Source organism: Haladaptatus cibarius D43 (assembly GCF_000710615.1).
In the GTDB taxonomy this organism is placed as follows: Archaea; Halobacteriota; Halobacteria; order Halobacteriales; family Haladaptataceae; genus Haladaptatus; species Haladaptatus cibarius.
The window spans coordinates 966,559-981,570 of sequence record NZ_JDTH01000002.1; the positions used below are offsets into that span (position 1 = coordinate 966,559).

The window sequence follows — 15,012 nt, forward strand, 5'->3', positions numbered from 1 at the left end:
GATTCGCATCAGAGCGGCCCGAACGAATCTGTACGGTCTGCCTTCCACCGGAGTAAGGCGACGATAGCATGGAATCCCGCGAGCGTAGGTCGAGAATAGCACCCGATTCGGAACGAGTAGGACGACGATAGCACCGGACGGCGGGCATATGTGACGCCTACTTTTATACGCCGCCTTCCCCGATATGCAAGCATGGAGACACTGAACTCCCGCGTCAGAATCGTCTGGTTCGCGGGCGTCCTCATCACGACAGCATTCGTCGGGGCGGTGCTGTTCGCGGTACGCCGATTCGTGTTCGATATTGCGGTTTGGCTCCCTCTCGCGCTCGCAGTCGTGATATTCGTTCTCGGCGGAATCTACACGGTTTTCAAATATCGCGTCTGGCGGTTCGAAATCCGCGACGATGATTTGTATCTCGAACGAGGCGTGTTCACTCGCGTTACGACGGTCGTTCCGTTCGTCCGAGTGCAGCACGTTGACACCCAACGCGGCCCCATCGAGCGATTGGCCGGACTCGGAAGCGTCGTCGTTTACACCGCCGGGTCGCGCGGCGCGGACGTGACGATTCCCGGTCTGACGCCCGAACGGGCGTCAGACCTCCAGCGCCGCCTTCGGAACCTCGCAATCGAAAGCGAGTACGAGGACGCGGTATGAAACTCCACCCGCTCTCGCTACCCTACCGACTGCTCACGAGGAGTATGAGTCTCGCGCTCACCCTCTTTTTCGTCGGAACGACGCTCGCGAGTGCGGTGGAATCTATCAACATTGTCATCACGCTCGCGCTCGTCGCCGTCGGACTCCTCGTCGCTGGACTCTGGGAAGTCGTCTACTACCGCCGGTTCGACTACGTCCTTACCGACAACTCGCTCGACATCGACTCCGGCGTCATCTCTCGACGACGCCGGGAGATTCCCCTGCGCCGGATTCAGAACGTGGACATCAGCCGAAACGTCGTCCAGCGCGTGCTGGGAATTGCGCTCGTGGGATTCGAAACCGCGGGCGGCGGCGAGACGGAAGCCAGCCTTCGGTTCGTCGCCTACGACGAAGCGAGACGACTTCAGCGCGAGATTCAGCGCCGAAAACGCGGTGCCACGGAACGCGACGAGGAAGAGGAAATCCAACCCGACGTACTGTACGAAATTCGCTCGCCGGAACTGCTCTTGCTCTCTGCGATTTCGATAGAACCTCGCGTCTTCGGACTGGTCTTTTTCATCGTCCCGTTTCTGACGGGCGCGGCCGAATCGTTCGGCGGCCTGTCGTTTCTGTTCGGACTCGCACAACTGCTGGTTTCCGCGCTCGTCCTCTGGGTCGCCAGCGCGATGGTGACGTTCGCGCGCTACTACGATTTCACCCTGCTGCGCGTGGACGACGAACTCAGATACGAACGCGGCTTGCTCCAGCGCTACGACGGGTCGATTCCCCTCGATAAGATTCAGACGCTTACGCTTCAGGAGAATCCGCTCATGCGACTCACCGGATACGCGACCCTTTCGGTCGAAACTGCGGGCTACGCGCCCGGACAAGGGCCGTCCGGCGGGTCGGAGGCGGCGATTCCCCTCGCAACCCGTGGGCGCGTTCTCCGGTTGGCTCACTCCATCGAATCGTTCGACGACCCGACCTTCACTCGGCCACCGAAACGAACCCGACGCAGGTACATAGTCAGATACGCGCTGGTCGTCGCAGGACTCACGGCGCTGGCGTTCGCCGTAAACTGGTTCACGGAACTGTTTCCGTTCTGGTACGCCACGCTCGCGCTTCTCGTCCTCGCGCCGGTCGCCGGACAGTATCAGTGGAAACACCGCGGCTACTACGCCGGAGAAGACCACGTTCAGACGAGAAACGGCTTCTGGCGCAGACGAATCCACGTCGTCCCCTACTACCGAGTGCAGACCGTCATTCAACGCGAAACCATCTTTCAGCGGCGATGGCGCTTGGGAACCGTCTTTGTTGACACCGCGAGTTCGGTCGGATTCGGTGGACAGGAGGCCCACGCCGCAGACATCGACGTGAACGATGCGAGCGAGTTTCGAGAACTCGTCCGGCGACGACTCGGAGGCCAGATTCGGGAGCGGGCGGCGCGCGCTCGGATGGAAAAGACGGAATCGGAACAGTTCAGCAGTGAGTAACGTCTCCCCCTACACTTCAGAAACGGCTTCCACGGCGACAACGACTCGTTCTAATTCGTCGTTTTTGTCGTGAATCGGTGCCGCGCTAATTGAGTAGAGGTCCCACTTTCCGCTCGGACTCTCGTAGCCGAATCGCTCACCTCGGACTGTCGTCTCGTCCAGAAACACTGGCCTGAGTGGGTGATTTTCGTCCAGCAACGGGTCGCCGTTTTTGTCGGTAAGTTGCCACTGTGACGAGTCGTAGGTTCGGTTCGTTATTTCCTCTTTCGTGATTTCGAGCAGTTCTACCATTCTGTTGTTGGCCCGTGTAATCGCTCCTTCAGCGTTGAGGATGGCGATACCGACCGGACTCGTCTCGAACACCTGCTCTAGCACCTCCTTTTCCCTGCGATGCTCCGTTCGAATCCGGTCTTCGGCGGTGATATCTCGGAAGAAAACGGAGAGTCCTTCCTCGGAGGGATAGGCGTGAACTTCGAACAGTGTGTCGAGGGGGTCGAAGTACGCCTCGAACGTGGTCGGTTGTTGTGTTTTCATTGCGGTTCGATACTCGTCTTCGAACTGCGAATTGAGGGCGTCGGGAAATTCGTCCCAGACGGATTTCCCGAGCAGTTCCGCTTCATCTTTGTCCAGTAGTCGTTTGCCTCTTCCGTTGATGAACGTGAACCGCCACTCGTCGTCGAGCGCGAAAAAGGCGTCCGTCACCCGTTCGTAGACGGTGTGTATCCGACGCTGGTACGATGTGGCGGCTTGCTCCGCACGATACTGGCTGACGACGTTTTCGATGCGGTTTGCCAGCACCGCGTACTGGTCGGCACCGGCAGCTTTCTGGAGGTAATCCGTGACGCCCGCGGAAATCGCCTCGCTGGCGATTTCCTCGCTTCCCTTGCCGGTGAAGAGAATGAACGGGAGGTTCGGGAATCGCCCCCGAACCGCTTCCAGAAATTCGAGACCGTCCATCGAACCCATATCGAAATCGCTGACGATACAGTCCACCGTCAAATCGGTGTCGAGGCGGTTACAAGCCTCTGTCGGGTCGGTTCCGGTGTGAATTTCGGCGTCCGGCAGATGTTGAGCCAACAGCGTCGTAGAAAGGCCGACTCGTGCAGGGTCATCATCCACATGGAGGATTCGAATGGGTGTGCTTTCAGCGAGATTTCCCAGTGCGAGGAAATCATTCATACGTGGATTTCTATCGGTATTTGATTTATATTTTCTGCTCGTCCGCGAGCAGCCTTGCTATTTTACGTTTTGGAACCGGTAAAATAGGAGTAGTATTCTCCCAATCCCACATATTAAATATGGTGGGTATCTCCCGCCCGTTCGATTCGTTTCTCCCCGACCGCCGCCCCGAACGACTCGTGCGAACTGAACGGTTTTTTACCCCTCCGCGTCTCACGTCCCACCAATGAGCGAGTACGATTACGAGGATCTCGGTCTGGTGGCAGGGTTGGAAATCCACCAGCAACTCGACACCGAGACGAAACTGTTCTGCGGGTGTCCGACCGAACTGCGCGAACCCGAATCGTCGTCCCGAACGTTCACCCGGTATCTGCATCCGACTCGGAGCGAACTCGGCGAAATCGACGATGCGGCCTTGGAGGAAAGTCAAATCGACCGCGAGTTCGAGTATCTGGCCTACGACACCACCTGTCTCGTGGAAGAAGACGACGAACCGCCGCACCGACTGGACGAGGAAGCCAGAGAGGTCGTCCTCGAAATCGCCCAACTGCTCGACATGGACGTTATCGACCAAGCCCATCTCATGCGAAAAATCGTCGTTGACGGGTCGAACACGTCCGGATTTCAGCGTTCGACGCTCGTCGCAACCGATGGCGAAATCCAGACGAGCGACGGCCCGGTCGGCGTCGAGGATTTGATGCTCGAAGAGGAAAGCGCCCAGCGAATCGAAGAGCGAGAAGAGGGCGTTCTCTACAGTCTCGACCGACTCGGCATCCCGCTCGTGGAAATCGGCACGAAACCGGACATCAGTTCGCCCGAACAGGCCCGCGAGGCCGCAGAGCGAATCGGAATGCTCCTGCGCTCTACGGGCCACGTAAAGCGCGGCCTCGGCACCATTCGACAGGACGTGAACGTCTCCATCGCGGAGGGTGCCCGCGTGGAGATGAAGGGTGTGCAGAGTTTGGACGACATCGACGACCTCGTGCGCAACGAGGTCGGGCGGCAGGTCGAACTGCTCGCCATCCGTGACGAACTCCACGACCGGGGCGCAGCGGTGGGCGAGACGCAGGACGTGACGACCGTCTTCGAGGACACCGAAAGCGGCGTCATTCGCGGCGCACTCGATTCGGGTGGAAAAGTCACTGCAGTTCCACTGTTCGGCTTCGACGGCCTCGTCGGACGTGAAATTCAGTCAGACCGCCGCCTCGGAACCGAACTCTCAGACCACGCCAAACGCCACGGTGCTGGCGGCATCTTCCACACCGACGAACTTCCGGCCTACGGCGTCACCGAGGACGAAGTTGCCGCGCTCCGCGATGCTGTGGGTGCTGACGATGGCGACGCTGTCGCCATCGTGGCGGCAAGTTCGGAGGTCGCAGACGGCGCAATCGAGGCCGCCGCAGACCGCGCGGAAGTCGCGCTCGACGGGATTCCCGAGGAAACCCGCGGTGCGAACGAAGACGGCACGTCGCGCTACCTCCGCCCGCTTCCGGGCGCGGCGCGGATGTACCCCGAAACCGACGTGCCGCCGGTCGATTTAGACCCGACGGAAGTCGAGACGCCCGAACTGCTCACCGAGAAGGTCGAACGCTATCAGTCCGAATTTTCGCTCGGCGCGGGACTCGCGGAACAGGTCGCCTACGGTCGCCGGATGCCACTGTTCGAGCGCGCCGCCGAAACCGGCGCAGACCCGACGTTCGTCGCGGGACTGTTGGAAAGCACGGTGACGGAACTTCGACGAGAAGACGTGCCGGTCGAGAATCTGGACGACGAGCACTTCCTCGCCGTTACCGATCTCGTCACCGACGGAGAACTGGCGAAAGAGGGCGTCAACGACGTGCTGACGCTTCTCGCCGAAAGTCCTGAGCTGTCCGCGGAAGAAGCGGTCGAGGAAGCGGGACTCGCTGGCGTCGGCGAGGACGAAGTCCGCGAAGCAGTCGTTACGGTCGTCGAACGCAACGAAGAACAGGTCGAAGAGGAAGGAATGGGCGCGTTCTCCGGTCTGATGGGCGAATGTATGGGCCAACTTCGGGGAAAAGCAGATGGTGACCTCGTGAGTCAGGTGCTCCGCGAGGAAATTCAACAACGAGCCTGACTCAACACCGCATCTGATTTCGATTTTTGCCAGCAGGATTTTATTGGGTGGGCGCGAAAAATCGGGCGAGAATGTTCGAACTCCATAGCCGTCTCTTCGGTGGTAATTTGCCGTCTCTCCAGCGGGGGCCAATTGCGTGAGTTCCGAAACGGAGGTTGACCCGACCGGGGCCACGCTCTCCTACAGAAATATCCTCGAACGCGAGATAAACAATGCGCTGAAAGAAATCAATCGACCCTCGAAAGGGTTGTTTCTCTCCGGGTTGGCCGCCGGACTCAACGTGAGTTTCGGCGCGCTGTTCATGGGGATGGTGCTCACGTTTTCGCCGTCGTTCCCCTCTCCCCTCGTCAAACAGTTTCTTCTCGCAGTCGCATCGTCCGTTGGTTTTCTGTTCGTCGTCCTGGGTCAGACGGAACTGTTCACTGCGCACACGACGATGGGCGTTCTGCCGGTACTCGACGGACGAGCTTCCAAATCCGACCTCGGCGAACTGTGGAGCGTCGTCTACGTCTCGAATCTCCTCGGCTGTGTCCTGTTCGCGGGACTCATCGCGCTTCTCGGCCCGGCCCTCGGCATCGCGGAACCCGCCGCGTTCGGAACGCTCGCGGACGCGCTCATTCCGCTACCGGCGTGGGTCATCTTCCTTTCGGGCGTCATCGCGGGGTGGCTGATGGGACTCGTCACGTGGCTCGTGGCCGCCAGTCGGGACACCGTGAGTCGAATCTTGTTCGTCATCATCGTCACCACGGGAATCGGACTCGGCCCATTCCATCACTGTTTGCTCGGAACTACGGAAGTGCTGTCGGCGATGTTCATGGGACAAGGCGTCACGCTCGGCGATTTCGGTCACTTCCTCGGCTGGACGACGCTCGGGAACGTGGTCGGCGGAACTGTCTTCGTCGCGCTCGTGAACTACGGCCACGTCGCGCTCTCGGAGGATTACGAAGTCGAAGACGAGACGAGCGAAGACACGCCCGATACGGCCAACAATGACTAATTTCGAACCGTCCCCGTCAGCGCCGTGACGATACGATGGCATCGTATCGTCACGATTGCTCGAATCACCTCGATTGCGTCTAACTGCCCCGACTACCGACCGGGGAATGGGACGCAGAAACGTTCCTCGGAATTCGTCGAAATAGCGGTTTACTTCGTCAAATCCGTTATCAGTCCGTTTTTCTCTGTCGCTTCGTTGACCAACAACAGCAGTCCGTGAACCCCGACGAGGACGACGACGGCCACGAGAATCAGGCCACCTTCGACCGGACTGGACAACAGTCCGAGCGCGACGATGAGCGTCGTCGCGCAGGCTGGCGGGTGTCGAACACGGAACGCCAGCATCCCGCCGACGGTGAGGACGATGGCGACACAGCTACTACCGGCGAGTCGAAGCCCCGGCATCGAAAACGGCGGCACCTGCGTCGTCATCGTGAGGCCCCCCGCGAAGAGATGGTAGGCGAGCAACCCGGCGACGACGCCGATTGCGTGACTGCCAACGACTCGCTGGGAATCGCTCGCCTCCCCGTCCGGAAACATGGCCAGCACGAACGCGGACGGGCCGAGGCTTGGAAACAGCATCGGAAAGCCGGTTATCCACGCGAACGCGCCGAGAACCGCGATGAGAAACCCCGTGTGAATACTCGTCGCCACCCGCCTGTCCATATGTTCACTCTCCTATCGACCAGTAAAACGACCCCGGTATCGAGTCGCTAGCGAACGACGGTCACCGGAACCGGCGAATTTCGGACGAGCGTTTCTGCCACGCTTCCGAGGAGGATACGGGAGACGCCCGACCGGCCGTGACTGCCCACGAACAGTTGGTCGATGTCGTTTTCGTCCGCGAACTGAACGACGGTTTCGGCGGTGTCTCCCGATTCGGTGACCGTTTCGACGGCCGTGTCGTGTTCGTCTGCCCTCTCGCGCACCCAGTCAAATATCTCGGGCGAATCGTCCTTTTCCCCGTAACTCTCGCCGAGCGGGTCAGTGACGTGCAGGGCGATAACGGAATCTTCCGGAAACAGCCGGAGGACGTGTTCGACCGCTTTTCGCGCCGGTTCCGAGTCGTCCACTGCGATGAGAAGTCGTCTGGTCATGGCGAAAGGGATGATGTCGAGTCACGTAATCGTTGATGCCGAGATACTAAGACGGCAAGCGTGCGAGCCGATAGCGATAAATCGCTATCGACCGGCGGTTCGCCGCACCGCGGCGACCGCCTCGCGCGAAACGACCGACCAGCGCGGTTCGCTGACCCGCTGTGAGAGGTAGTACGCACAGGCGACGAGGACGATTGCGAACACCGCGTCGGTCATCCAGTGAATGCCGAGATACAGCGTCGAGAAGACGATTGCGACGGTGAGAGCGCTGATGGTATAGGCGTAAGCGGTGCCCGCCTTTCGGGCGTACAGCGCCGCGAGAACCGACAGTCCGGTGTGGAGGCTAGGGAACGCCTTGACCAGCGTATCGGTCGAGAAGATGCCGTGTTGGATTGCCGGGTCGAGTTCGTACATCAGCGGTTCGACGGTGGTCAAGTACAAAGACGACACCTTCACCGGGAAGAGGATGAAGAAGGGCACCGACAGCAAGACGAGGAAGACGTAGGCGAGCGCGTAGCGTTTTGCTTCCTCTTCGTCGTGTGCCTTCAGTTTGAAGTAGGTGAATAACACGACGAACGGGAACCCGACGAGATACACCGCGGTAAGGGCAAGTGTAAGCGGCGTCGAGGCGATTCCTTGGAACATGACGACCGTCGCGCCCTCGATGGCGTAGACGAACTCAGTGAAAGTTCGTCCGGCGTGGAAATGAAGCGCGAGGGTGTTGACGATGTTCGTGACGACCCACGCCACGCCGAGGTATTTCCAATCGGTTTTGAGGAAATCACGGAGCAGAGTGCGAAGGCTCGCATCCGGCAAAAACACCACCTTTCCGACCATGAGCGTCACGATGCTCGGAACCGCTACCAGCAGCGTGAACTGGGTTCCGAGGGGAAGGGAATGAAAGTGGAGGGCAGACAGCATGCTACCAGTTACTCTGACGACACGACATAAAGTAGTTACCTATCGTTCCGGGTCGTTCGACGCACGTCTGACGCCTCTACGCGCTGGTGTGCCCGTCGAACGATACCGCGAAGCGTCGTAATTTCCCGACCAGTCGGATGTGCTCGCCCGATTACTCTGCGAATCATTCGCATGGCCTTCGGCCGTTTTTCCTCCGGGTGGCCGCTGCTTTCGAGCAGGTCGGCAAACGTCTCGTAAAAGCCCTCGATTTCCGCTTCGTTCGCCCGTTCGCGCTCGACATCGGGCAGTTGCCCCTCCTCGATGGTCAAATTGCGGAGTTCGTACAGCGTGACCGTCGCGGCCTGTCCGAGATTGAGGGCGGGATACTCCGCGCTGGCCGGAATAGAACAGATTTCGTCTACGCGCGCGAGTTCGTCGTTCGTCAGGCCGTTTGCCTCGCGTCCGAAGATGAGGACGGTTTCCGTCTCGACTTCGGCCAAACTGTCCGCCAACTCGCGCGGCGTCGTGAACGGAAACCGGACGTGGCGACTCGCGTCCTCGTTCGTCGTCGCGGTCATCCCGATGGTGTGGTAGTTTTCGACCAACTCATCGAAGGTCACCTCGTCGTAGTTCGGCAGCACGTCGTTCCGGGCTTGTGCGGCAAAGCCGTAGGCATCGCCGTCGCGCTCGATTTCCGGTGGATTCACGAGTTTCAGGTCGTCCGTCCCGAAGTTTTTCATCGCTCGCGCGATGGTGCCGATGTTGCCCGGCGTCTCCGGTTCGACGATAGCGACTGCGGGTTTCATTTCGGATATTCCTGCGAAATGTCCACGTCGCGGAGGTCGATTTTCTCCTGTTCGTCCTCCGGCAATTCGACGTTTAGCGCTTCGAGGTCGGGTTCCGGCGGTTCCGGCAGGTCGTCGGGGTCGGTATCGACGTGTTCCATCGAACCGTAGCCCTCGGGTGCGCGCCCGCCGTCGGCGAACCATTCGTGGAACTCGTCTTGGAGTTCGTCCTCGCCGCGGAACTGCTCGCCGCCCTCCTCGAAATACCAGTAGAGGAAATCGGATTCGTGTTCCGAACAGACCGAAATTTCGGAGAGTGGTTCGCCGTACACGACTTCAGTCACGTTGCAATCCATGAGGTTTTCGTCGCCGTGCAGCAGCCAGCAGGCGTCACAGGGCGAGCCGACGAGCGCGGTTAGCCGTCCGAGTCGCTTTTGCGTATCGTCCGGTATCTCGTCCATCGGTCGGTAGTTGCCGTCCTCGGTGAACACTTCGTCCTCGTCGAATCGCCAGCCGCGAAGCCCGATACTCACTTTACCCATTATGCCCCCGTAGCGACTGCAAGGACAAAAAGAGCGTGTCTGTAGCTGGCCGATGAAATCTCACGTCCTCATTTCATAGTACCACCTTGCAATATCATATATTGATTTATATCATTCAATGCCGGTACGATAATATGTCTACAAATTTATATATTTTGTGAGTAAAATACTACGACTATAGCGCAACAAATGGGGCGAGAGACCACCGGGTAGAACTCGATTCGGACATCGAAGACGGTCTTCTCGACACGGAATCTGCAGACGGCATGAGCGAAGCGCGCGAGGGACTGCTCGAACTGTACGATTCGTCGGGGTAAATCGCCGAAAGCGTCGGCGAAATCGCGGCGCTTTCGAGCGAACAGTCCACCGGAATGAAAACCGTTGCAACGGAAGTCTCCGAACTGAGCGCCGCGATTCAGCAAGTTGCTGCGTCCCCCGAGCAGGTTTCCGCGGCGAGTGAGCAGGCGCGTGACCGGGCGAAAGACGGACAGGATTCCGCGGTGGATGTCGTTTCGGCGATGGAGACGATACAGCAGTTGACCGCGAACGTCGCGCGTGACGTGTACGCCATCCGGGAAGGCATCGAAGAAATCGGCGAAGCGGTCGAGGAAGTCGCCGACGCGACGGACGAACAGGCCGCTAGCGCAGAGGAAGTCGCGTCGATGGTCGACCAGACGGCACAGAACGCGACGACGATTGGCGACGAAACGGGCGAAGTCGCCGCCGCCGTCGAAGAACAGACGATGGCAATTCGAGACATCAACGACGCGATGGAGGAGATGGTCGAGTAACATTTACCGCTACCATCCAAATTTTTATCTCTTTTCGGTTCCATCAGCTATCTAACAATGCGTCCCGCAGAGATTTCGTTCCGTGGTGGGGGTAACTCACCCGAGTTCCACGACGTTCTCTCCGAATTCAAGCGACAGGGCTGTAATATTCTCGTTACGGGGCGAGTCTCTGAAACGACGACGAACCGGACGACGATACAACTCCTCGGGGCTTCGACAGAAGAGCGAAAGCGCGTGTTGGTGTTCACGGGAAAGACCGCCAGATACGCAAATTCGAAACTTCCCGCCGGAACGACGACCGACGAGTCGAGCGTCTGGGTCATCAACTGGGGTAACGACGAACGTGCAATCGTCGATTCGGTACCCATGCCGACGATTCCGAACTCGACCAGTTCCTCTGACGACCCGCTCCGCGAACTTCGCTCGGAAATCGTCACCGCCGTTAGCTTCTACGACGAGTGGGCCGACGGACTCGGTCCCGCGGAACTCCGACTCTCACTGGACTCGCTCGTCAAACCGCTCGAACAGCACGACCAATCGGTCGTCGAACGATTCATTCGGACGGTGACGGCCCTCATCAGAGGCGTTTCGGGAATGGCCCATTATCACCTCCCACTGCCCGACGACGAAGATATCGTTCAAGAGTTATCGCCGCTGTTCGACGCCCGCGTCGAACTGCGCCAGACGGACAGTCTCGTTCCGGAACAGCGATGGCACGTTCCGCAGTACGACCAGCGGACGAACTGGGTACGACTATGACGGGCGTCAGCTTTTCGCCCGACGTGAGCAATTCGCCCCGACCGGAGTTCGAGACGATTTCGGATCCGTCCGGCGTGTTGGTGTACGACCCAATCGAACAGATTCGGTTCGAACTTCACACGTCTTCGTCTCCGACACTTCGCCCCAAGAGCGTCGATAACTACCCGTTCCCGGTCACATCCGCGGTGACGTTTTCGACTGATAGAATCGTCGTACCGAAACTGCTCGGCGTCTATGGTCGCAACCAAAATTTCGAAATCGTATTCAGTTGGTCTGGCGAAAAAGACCGTTCCGCTTCCTCTCGCGGCGCGTCCTATCTGGAGTTTGACGTCCTCCCAATCAAACTATATCTTGCCGTCGATAGTCCGGTGACGATATCCGCCACCGGATCGAACACGGTCATCGAACTGGGGTCGGAGTTAGTCGTAACGCTCGGTGCCCGTTCCCTCCACGAACGCCCTGCCGGGACGATAACGGTTCCCGACGATGTGGATGCCACGATGCGCGCGGTTTCGCTCCTCGGGTCGGCGCTGAAAACGACGAGTCCAGAACGTTCGTTTCCAACCTTGCGAGGCCACCCGCCGACCATCGAACGCGGCGAAAAATTCTCCGTGTCGGGTGGTATCGAACGTCCGGATACCGAGGTTGAACTCGTGATTCCACCGACCCGTGAATACGTCTATCCTGCAACGTCGCTCGCGTACTATCTCGGCGCAAAGGTTGTCCCTGGGACCAGTCCGCGTCTCGTTGCCGACGGGGCAGAGTACGAACTTGATGGGCCAGCAGGCTACGAAACCGAAGTTGGTCGAACCCTTCAGCATCTGTTCTTCCTCGACTGTCTCACCAGAACTGAAGGGTTGTATCAGATGCCGCTGCACGAGCGCCAGCAAGTCGAATCACGTATCGACCTCGATTACGCCGCGCTGTACGAGATGCCACTTGCGGAGCGACTAGCGGCGTACTTTTCCGTCCCGTTTGAACTACTCGAAACGAGCAGTCCGAAGTGGCACCTCACGATGGACGTGACGCCGACGCCCGAAAATGTCGAAGTTCTCCCGTTCATTGCGGACGACCTCTCGCTCGTGCGCTGTCCGACGGAACCGAAGAAAAGTCCGACGCGAGCACCGCCGACAAAAATCGGCGATTTCTGTCGTGGCACGGAACCGGAACCAGAACCGGGGTCGGAGTCGGAACCAGAACCGGAATCACAAGCGATGCCTCCTGACCGACTCACCGTCGAACCGGAACCGACCGACAGCGTCGAACACGCGTGGGTCGGCGAGGGATGCCCACTCGGAAGCAACAAAGTGACGCTCACCTCGCTTCAGCGGCGCATCGAACGAACCGCTCCCGACCGGTCGAATATCCGTATTCGGGTGGTCTGTAACGACGAAGCGATGCGAGCGGAAGGAATCGTCAGAGAAATGTACGGCTTTCGGAAGTTAGTCAACTACGACGTCGAGATTGCATACGACCTCACAACTGCCGAACTCCGTAACCTACTGGCGAGTCCCATCGACTTCCTCCACTACATCGGTCACGTTGATTACGACGGTATCCAATGTTCGGACGGAATTCTCGATTGCCGTGACATAGAGAACGTCCGAGTCAGAACGTTTCTCCTCAACGCTTGTCGGTCGTACGAGCAGGGAGCAGAACTGATAGAAAAGGGAAGCCACGCAGGCGTCGTCACCCTCTCCGACGTTTCCAACCCGACCGCAACGAAGGTCGGGCGAACTCTCGCGCGTCACCTCAACGTCGGGTTCCCGTTCCGAGTCGCACTCTCCATCGCCAGAAAGCAAACTCTCTCCGGCTACGAGTACATTACGATAGGCGACGGGGGAATGTCGCTTTGCCAACCACAGTCTGCGACGTGCCACTTCGGTCACATTTCACGCGACTGTGGAGAGCGGTATCTGTTCGAACTGCGGTCATACGTCAACCAACAGTTCTCTATCGGAATGTATCAACGCCTCCATTCGGACGTCGCGGACAGCATATATCTGGGCTCCGGCACACTCGACACCTTCGAACTCACAGCAGAGGAACTGGATAGCTTCTTCGAACTGGAATCTATGCCGTTCGAGTACGAAGGCGACCTCTATTGGAGCGACGACATCACCGCCACAGACCTCACCTGAAAGGGCCGACTTTTATTCTTCCCCTCCTCTGACTCCGAGTATGCAAAACGTCTCCGCCGGAGGACTCGAAATCGGCCCGGCGCATCCGCCCCGAATCATGGGCGTACTGAACGTCAGCGAGGAGTCTCCTTACGACCCGAGCGTCTACGACGACCCGGTAGAGGCCGCCGAATACGTCGATTCTAAACTCATCGGCGAAGGTGCCGACATCGTCGATATCGGATTGGAATCGGCGAACAAGCGGTTCGAAGTGCTGACTGCGGAGGAAGAACTCGACCGTCTCGACACCGCAGTCGAAACGGTCGAACACGCTGGCGATGCCGTGTTCTCCATCGAAACGCGCTACGCCGAGGTCGCGGACGAAGCCCTCTCGCGGGGATTCGATATGGTCAACGACATCTGTGGCTTCGCCGACCCGGAGATGGCATCGGTCTGTGAAGCCCACGACGCCGTCGTCGTGAAGATGGCCAGTCCGCCGGATTTGCAACGCCCCGGCGCGATAGCACACGTGGACGACATCTACGACGCGTTGGCGCGCGAACCGCTGACCGACAAAACCATCCTCGACCCGGCGTTCGGAGGCTGGAGTGAGGACAAAACGCTGGCGGACGACCGGGAAACGTTCGACCGACTTGGGGAACTGCGCCGGTTCGAACGGCCGATTCTCGTCTCCATCAACCGGAAGAACTTCCTCGGCGAAGTCGTGGAGAGGGACACCGAAGACCGCCTGCCAGCGAGTCTCGCGGCGACGGCGCTGGCGGTCGAACGCGGTGCCGACGTGATTCGAACGCACGACGTAAAAGAAACGCTCGACGCCGCGCTCATCGGTCACGAGTTCGGGCGCGAAAGAGCGGGCGAGTAAGCCACATGAACTTCGCCAACTGGGAACCCGTCTATCGAAAAATCCTCGTCGATTTCGGATTTCCTCGAGACGACGACGAACGCGCCCGCGACTTGCTGGCGAAGTTCGCAAAACCGTTCGACAAGTCTCGGTTCGATGTCCTCACCGAGAAAACGGTTGCCATCGCAGGAGCGGGGCCGTCGCTCGAAAACGAACTCGACAAAGCCAGAGAGGCGGATGCGGTGCTGTCGGCTTCGACTGCCACGGACGTGCTCCTCGACGCCGGAATCGCCGTGGACTGCATGGTGACCGACCTCGACAAAAACCCGGAAACTGCCCGCGAGTTGACCGAACAAGGGATTCCGGTTACGGCGCACGCCCACGGTGACAACATCCCTGCAATCGAATCGGTCGTCCCGACGTTCGACGCGAATCACGTGCTGGCGACGACGCAGGCCGAACCGCGCGGCCTCGTCGAAAACTTCGGTGGATTCACAGATGGTGATAGAGCCGCGTTTCTGGCCGACCATTTCGGAGCAGGCGAACTGGTTTTCCTCGGGTGGGACTTCGATGACCCTGACGTAGACGCGATGAAACAGAAAAAATTGCAGTGGGCGGAGCGTCTGCTGTGCTGGTTGGAACTGCGGCGTGGAGAGCGATTTTCGATACTCGACGGTCGGCGCGAGGGAACCGACACGAGTTGGCTTCCGAAGTAGCGATGTCGCAGATGTCGCTATCGAAACCGCACTAATGCATTTAG

The 15,012-nt window shown here is 59.1% G+C and carries 14 protein-coding genes and 1 pseudogene; 9 read left to right on the forward strand and 6 right to left on the reverse strand.

Going from position 1 to position 15,012, the window contains the following annotated elements:
• Positions 1-192: 192 nt before the first annotated feature.
• Positions 193-654 (forward strand): PH domain-containing protein, encoded by a 462-nt coding sequence (locus HL45_RS10445; protein ID WP_049971047.1) that lies wholly within the window; start codon positions 193-195, stop codon positions 652-654.
• The gene (locus HL45_RS10450; RefSeq protein WP_049971048.1) at positions 651-2,126 is read left to right on the forward strand and encodes a PH domain-containing protein; all 1,476 of its coding nucleotides are present in this window, start codon (positions 651-653) and stop codon (positions 2,124-2,126) included. Before HL45_RS10445 ends, HL45_RS10450 begins: the two co-directional genes overlap by 4 nt.
• 9 nt (positions 2,127-2,135) lie before the next feature.
• On the opposite strand, the gene HL45_RS10455 is transcribed toward HL45_RS10450, so the two are convergent.
• Positions 2,136-3,305, reverse strand: coding sequence for a PAS domain-containing response regulator (locus tag HL45_RS10455; RefSeq protein ID WP_049971049.1), 1,170 nt, complete (start codon positions 3,303-3,305; stop codon positions 2,136-2,138).
• A gap of 226 nt (positions 3,306-3,531) precedes the next feature.
• Between HL45_RS10455 and gatE the strand changes: the two genes are divergently transcribed.
• Together gatE and HL45_RS10465 are read left to right on the forward strand one after the other, a co-directional pair.
• Positions 3,532-5,400, forward strand: a complete 1,869-nt coding sequence (gene gatE / locus HL45_RS10460; RefSeq protein ID WP_049971050.1) for a Glu-tRNA(Gln) amidotransferase subunit GatE — start codon at positions 3,532-3,534, stop codon at positions 5,398-5,400.
• 136 nt (positions 5,401-5,536) lie between these two features.
• On the forward strand, positions 5,537-6,397 hold the full coding sequence (locus HL45_RS10465) for a formate/nitrite transporter family protein (RefSeq protein WP_049971051.1): 861 nt from the start codon (positions 5,537-5,539) through the stop codon (positions 6,395-6,397).
• A 149-nt stretch (positions 6,398-6,546) separates the two neighbouring features.
• Here HL45_RS10465 and HL45_RS10470 read toward each other — a convergent pair whose 3' ends face one another.
• The 5 genes from HL45_RS10470 to HL45_RS10490 all read right to left on the reverse strand — a co-directional run bounded on the left by HL45_RS10470 (position 6,547) and on the right by HL45_RS10490 (position 9,720).
• On the reverse strand, positions 6,547-7,062 hold the full coding sequence (locus HL45_RS10470; protein WP_049971052.1) for an HPP family protein: 516 nt from the start codon (positions 7,060-7,062) through the stop codon (positions 6,547-6,549).
• A 47-nt stretch (positions 7,063-7,109) separates the two neighbouring features.
• The gene (locus tag HL45_RS10475; protein WP_049971053.1) at positions 7,110-7,493 is read right to left on the reverse strand and encodes a universal stress protein; all 384 of its coding nucleotides are present in this window, start codon (positions 7,491-7,493) and stop codon (positions 7,110-7,112) included.
• A gap of 84 nt (positions 7,494-7,577) precedes the next feature.
• Entirely contained in the window at positions 7,578-8,414 is an 837-nt protein-coding gene (locus tag HL45_RS10480; RefSeq protein ID WP_049971054.1) for a phosphatase PAP2 family protein, read from the reverse strand.
• A 35-nt stretch (positions 8,415-8,449) separates the two neighbouring features.
• Positions 8,450-9,199, reverse strand: a complete 750-nt coding sequence (locus HL45_RS10485) for an RNA methyltransferase (protein ID WP_049971055.1) — start codon at positions 9,197-9,199, stop codon at positions 8,450-8,452.
• Complete coding sequence (locus tag HL45_RS10490; protein ID WP_049971056.1) at positions 9,196-9,720, reverse strand: hypothetical protein; 525 nt, start codon at positions 9,718-9,720, stop codon at positions 9,196-9,198. The genes HL45_RS10485 and HL45_RS10490 overlap by 4 nt, the downstream gene beginning before the upstream one ends.
• 371 nt (positions 9,721-10,091) lie before the next feature.
• Between HL45_RS10490 and HL45_RS10495 the strand changes: the two genes are divergently transcribed.
• The 5 genes and pseudogenes from HL45_RS10495 (at position 10,092) to HL45_RS10515 (ending at position 14,968) form a co-directional block, all read left to right on the forward strand.
• Positions 10,092-10,511, forward strand: a complete 420-nt coding sequence (locus HL45_RS10495; RefSeq protein ID WP_049971057.1) for a methyl-accepting chemotaxis protein — start codon at positions 10,092-10,094, stop codon at positions 10,509-10,511.
• A 57-nt stretch (positions 10,512-10,568) separates the two neighbouring features.
• The gene (locus HL45_RS10500) at positions 10,569-11,270 is read left to right on the forward strand and encodes a DUF7504 family protein (RefSeq protein WP_049971058.1); all 702 of its coding nucleotides are present in this window, start codon (positions 10,569-10,571) and stop codon (positions 11,268-11,270) included.
• Complete coding sequence (locus HL45_RS10505) at positions 11,267-13,411, forward strand: hypothetical protein (RefSeq protein ID WP_049971059.1); 2,145 nt, start codon at positions 11,267-11,269, stop codon at positions 13,409-13,411. The genes HL45_RS10500 and HL45_RS10505 overlap by 4 nt, the downstream gene beginning before the upstream one ends.
• 40 nt (positions 13,412-13,451) lie before the next feature.
• A pseudogene (gene folP, locus HL45_RS10510) lies at positions 13,452-14,261 on the forward strand (dihydropteroate synthase); the annotation flags it as partial.
• A 17-nt stretch (positions 14,262-14,278) separates the two neighbouring features.
• On the forward strand, positions 14,279-14,968 hold the full coding sequence (locus HL45_RS10515; protein WP_049971061.1) for a 6-hydroxymethylpterin diphosphokinase MptE-like protein: 690 nt from the start codon (positions 14,279-14,281) through the stop codon (positions 14,966-14,968).
• Positions 14,969-15,012 lie beyond the last annotated feature (44 nt).

Coding starts and splice junctions, on each gene's coding strand:
- HL45_RS10500 (WP_049971058.1), top strand. CDS start 10,569: ATGCGTCCCGCAGAGATTTCGTTCCGTGGTGGGGGTAACTCACCCGAG.
- gatE (WP_049971050.1), top strand. CDS start 3,532: ATGAGCGAGTACGATTACGAGGATCTCGGTCTGGTGGCAGGGTTGGAA.
- HL45_RS10475 (WP_049971053.1), bottom strand. CDS start 7,493: ATGACCAGACGACTTCTCATCGCAGTGGACGACTCGGAACCGGCGCGA.
- HL45_RS10490 (WP_049971056.1), bottom strand. CDS start 9,720: ATGGGTAAAGTGAGTATCGGGCTTCGCGGCTGGCGATTCGACGAGGAC.
- HL45_RS10445 (WP_049971047.1), top strand. CDS start 193: ATGGAGACACTGAACTCCCGCGTCAGAATCGTCTGGTTCGCGGGCGTC.
- HL45_RS10480 (WP_049971054.1), bottom strand. CDS start 8,414: ATGCTGTCTGCCCTCCACTTTCATTCCCTTCCCCTCGGAACCCAGTTC.
- HL45_RS10505 (WP_049971059.1), top strand. CDS start 11,267: ATGACGGGCGTCAGCTTTTCGCCCGACGTGAGCAATTCGCCCCGACCG.
- HL45_RS10485 (WP_049971055.1), bottom strand. CDS start 9,199: ATGAAACCCGCAGTCGCTATCGTCGAACCGGAGACGCCGGGCAACATC.
- HL45_RS10495 (WP_049971057.1), top strand. CDS start 10,092: ATGAAAACCGTTGCAACGGAAGTCTCCGAACTGAGCGCCGCGATTCAG.
- HL45_RS10450 (WP_049971048.1), top strand. CDS start 651: ATGAAACTCCACCCGCTCTCGCTACCCTACCGACTGCTCACGAGGAGT.
- HL45_RS10515 (WP_049971061.1), top strand. CDS start 14,279: ATGAACTTCGCCAACTGGGAACCCGTCTATCGAAAAATCCTCGTCGAT.
- HL45_RS10470 (WP_049971052.1), bottom strand. CDS start 7,062: ATGGACAGGCGGGTGGCGACGAGTATTCACACGGGGTTTCTCATCGCG.
- HL45_RS10455 (WP_049971049.1), bottom strand. CDS start 3,305: ATGAATGATTTCCTCGCACTGGGAAATCTCGCTGAAAGCACACCCATT.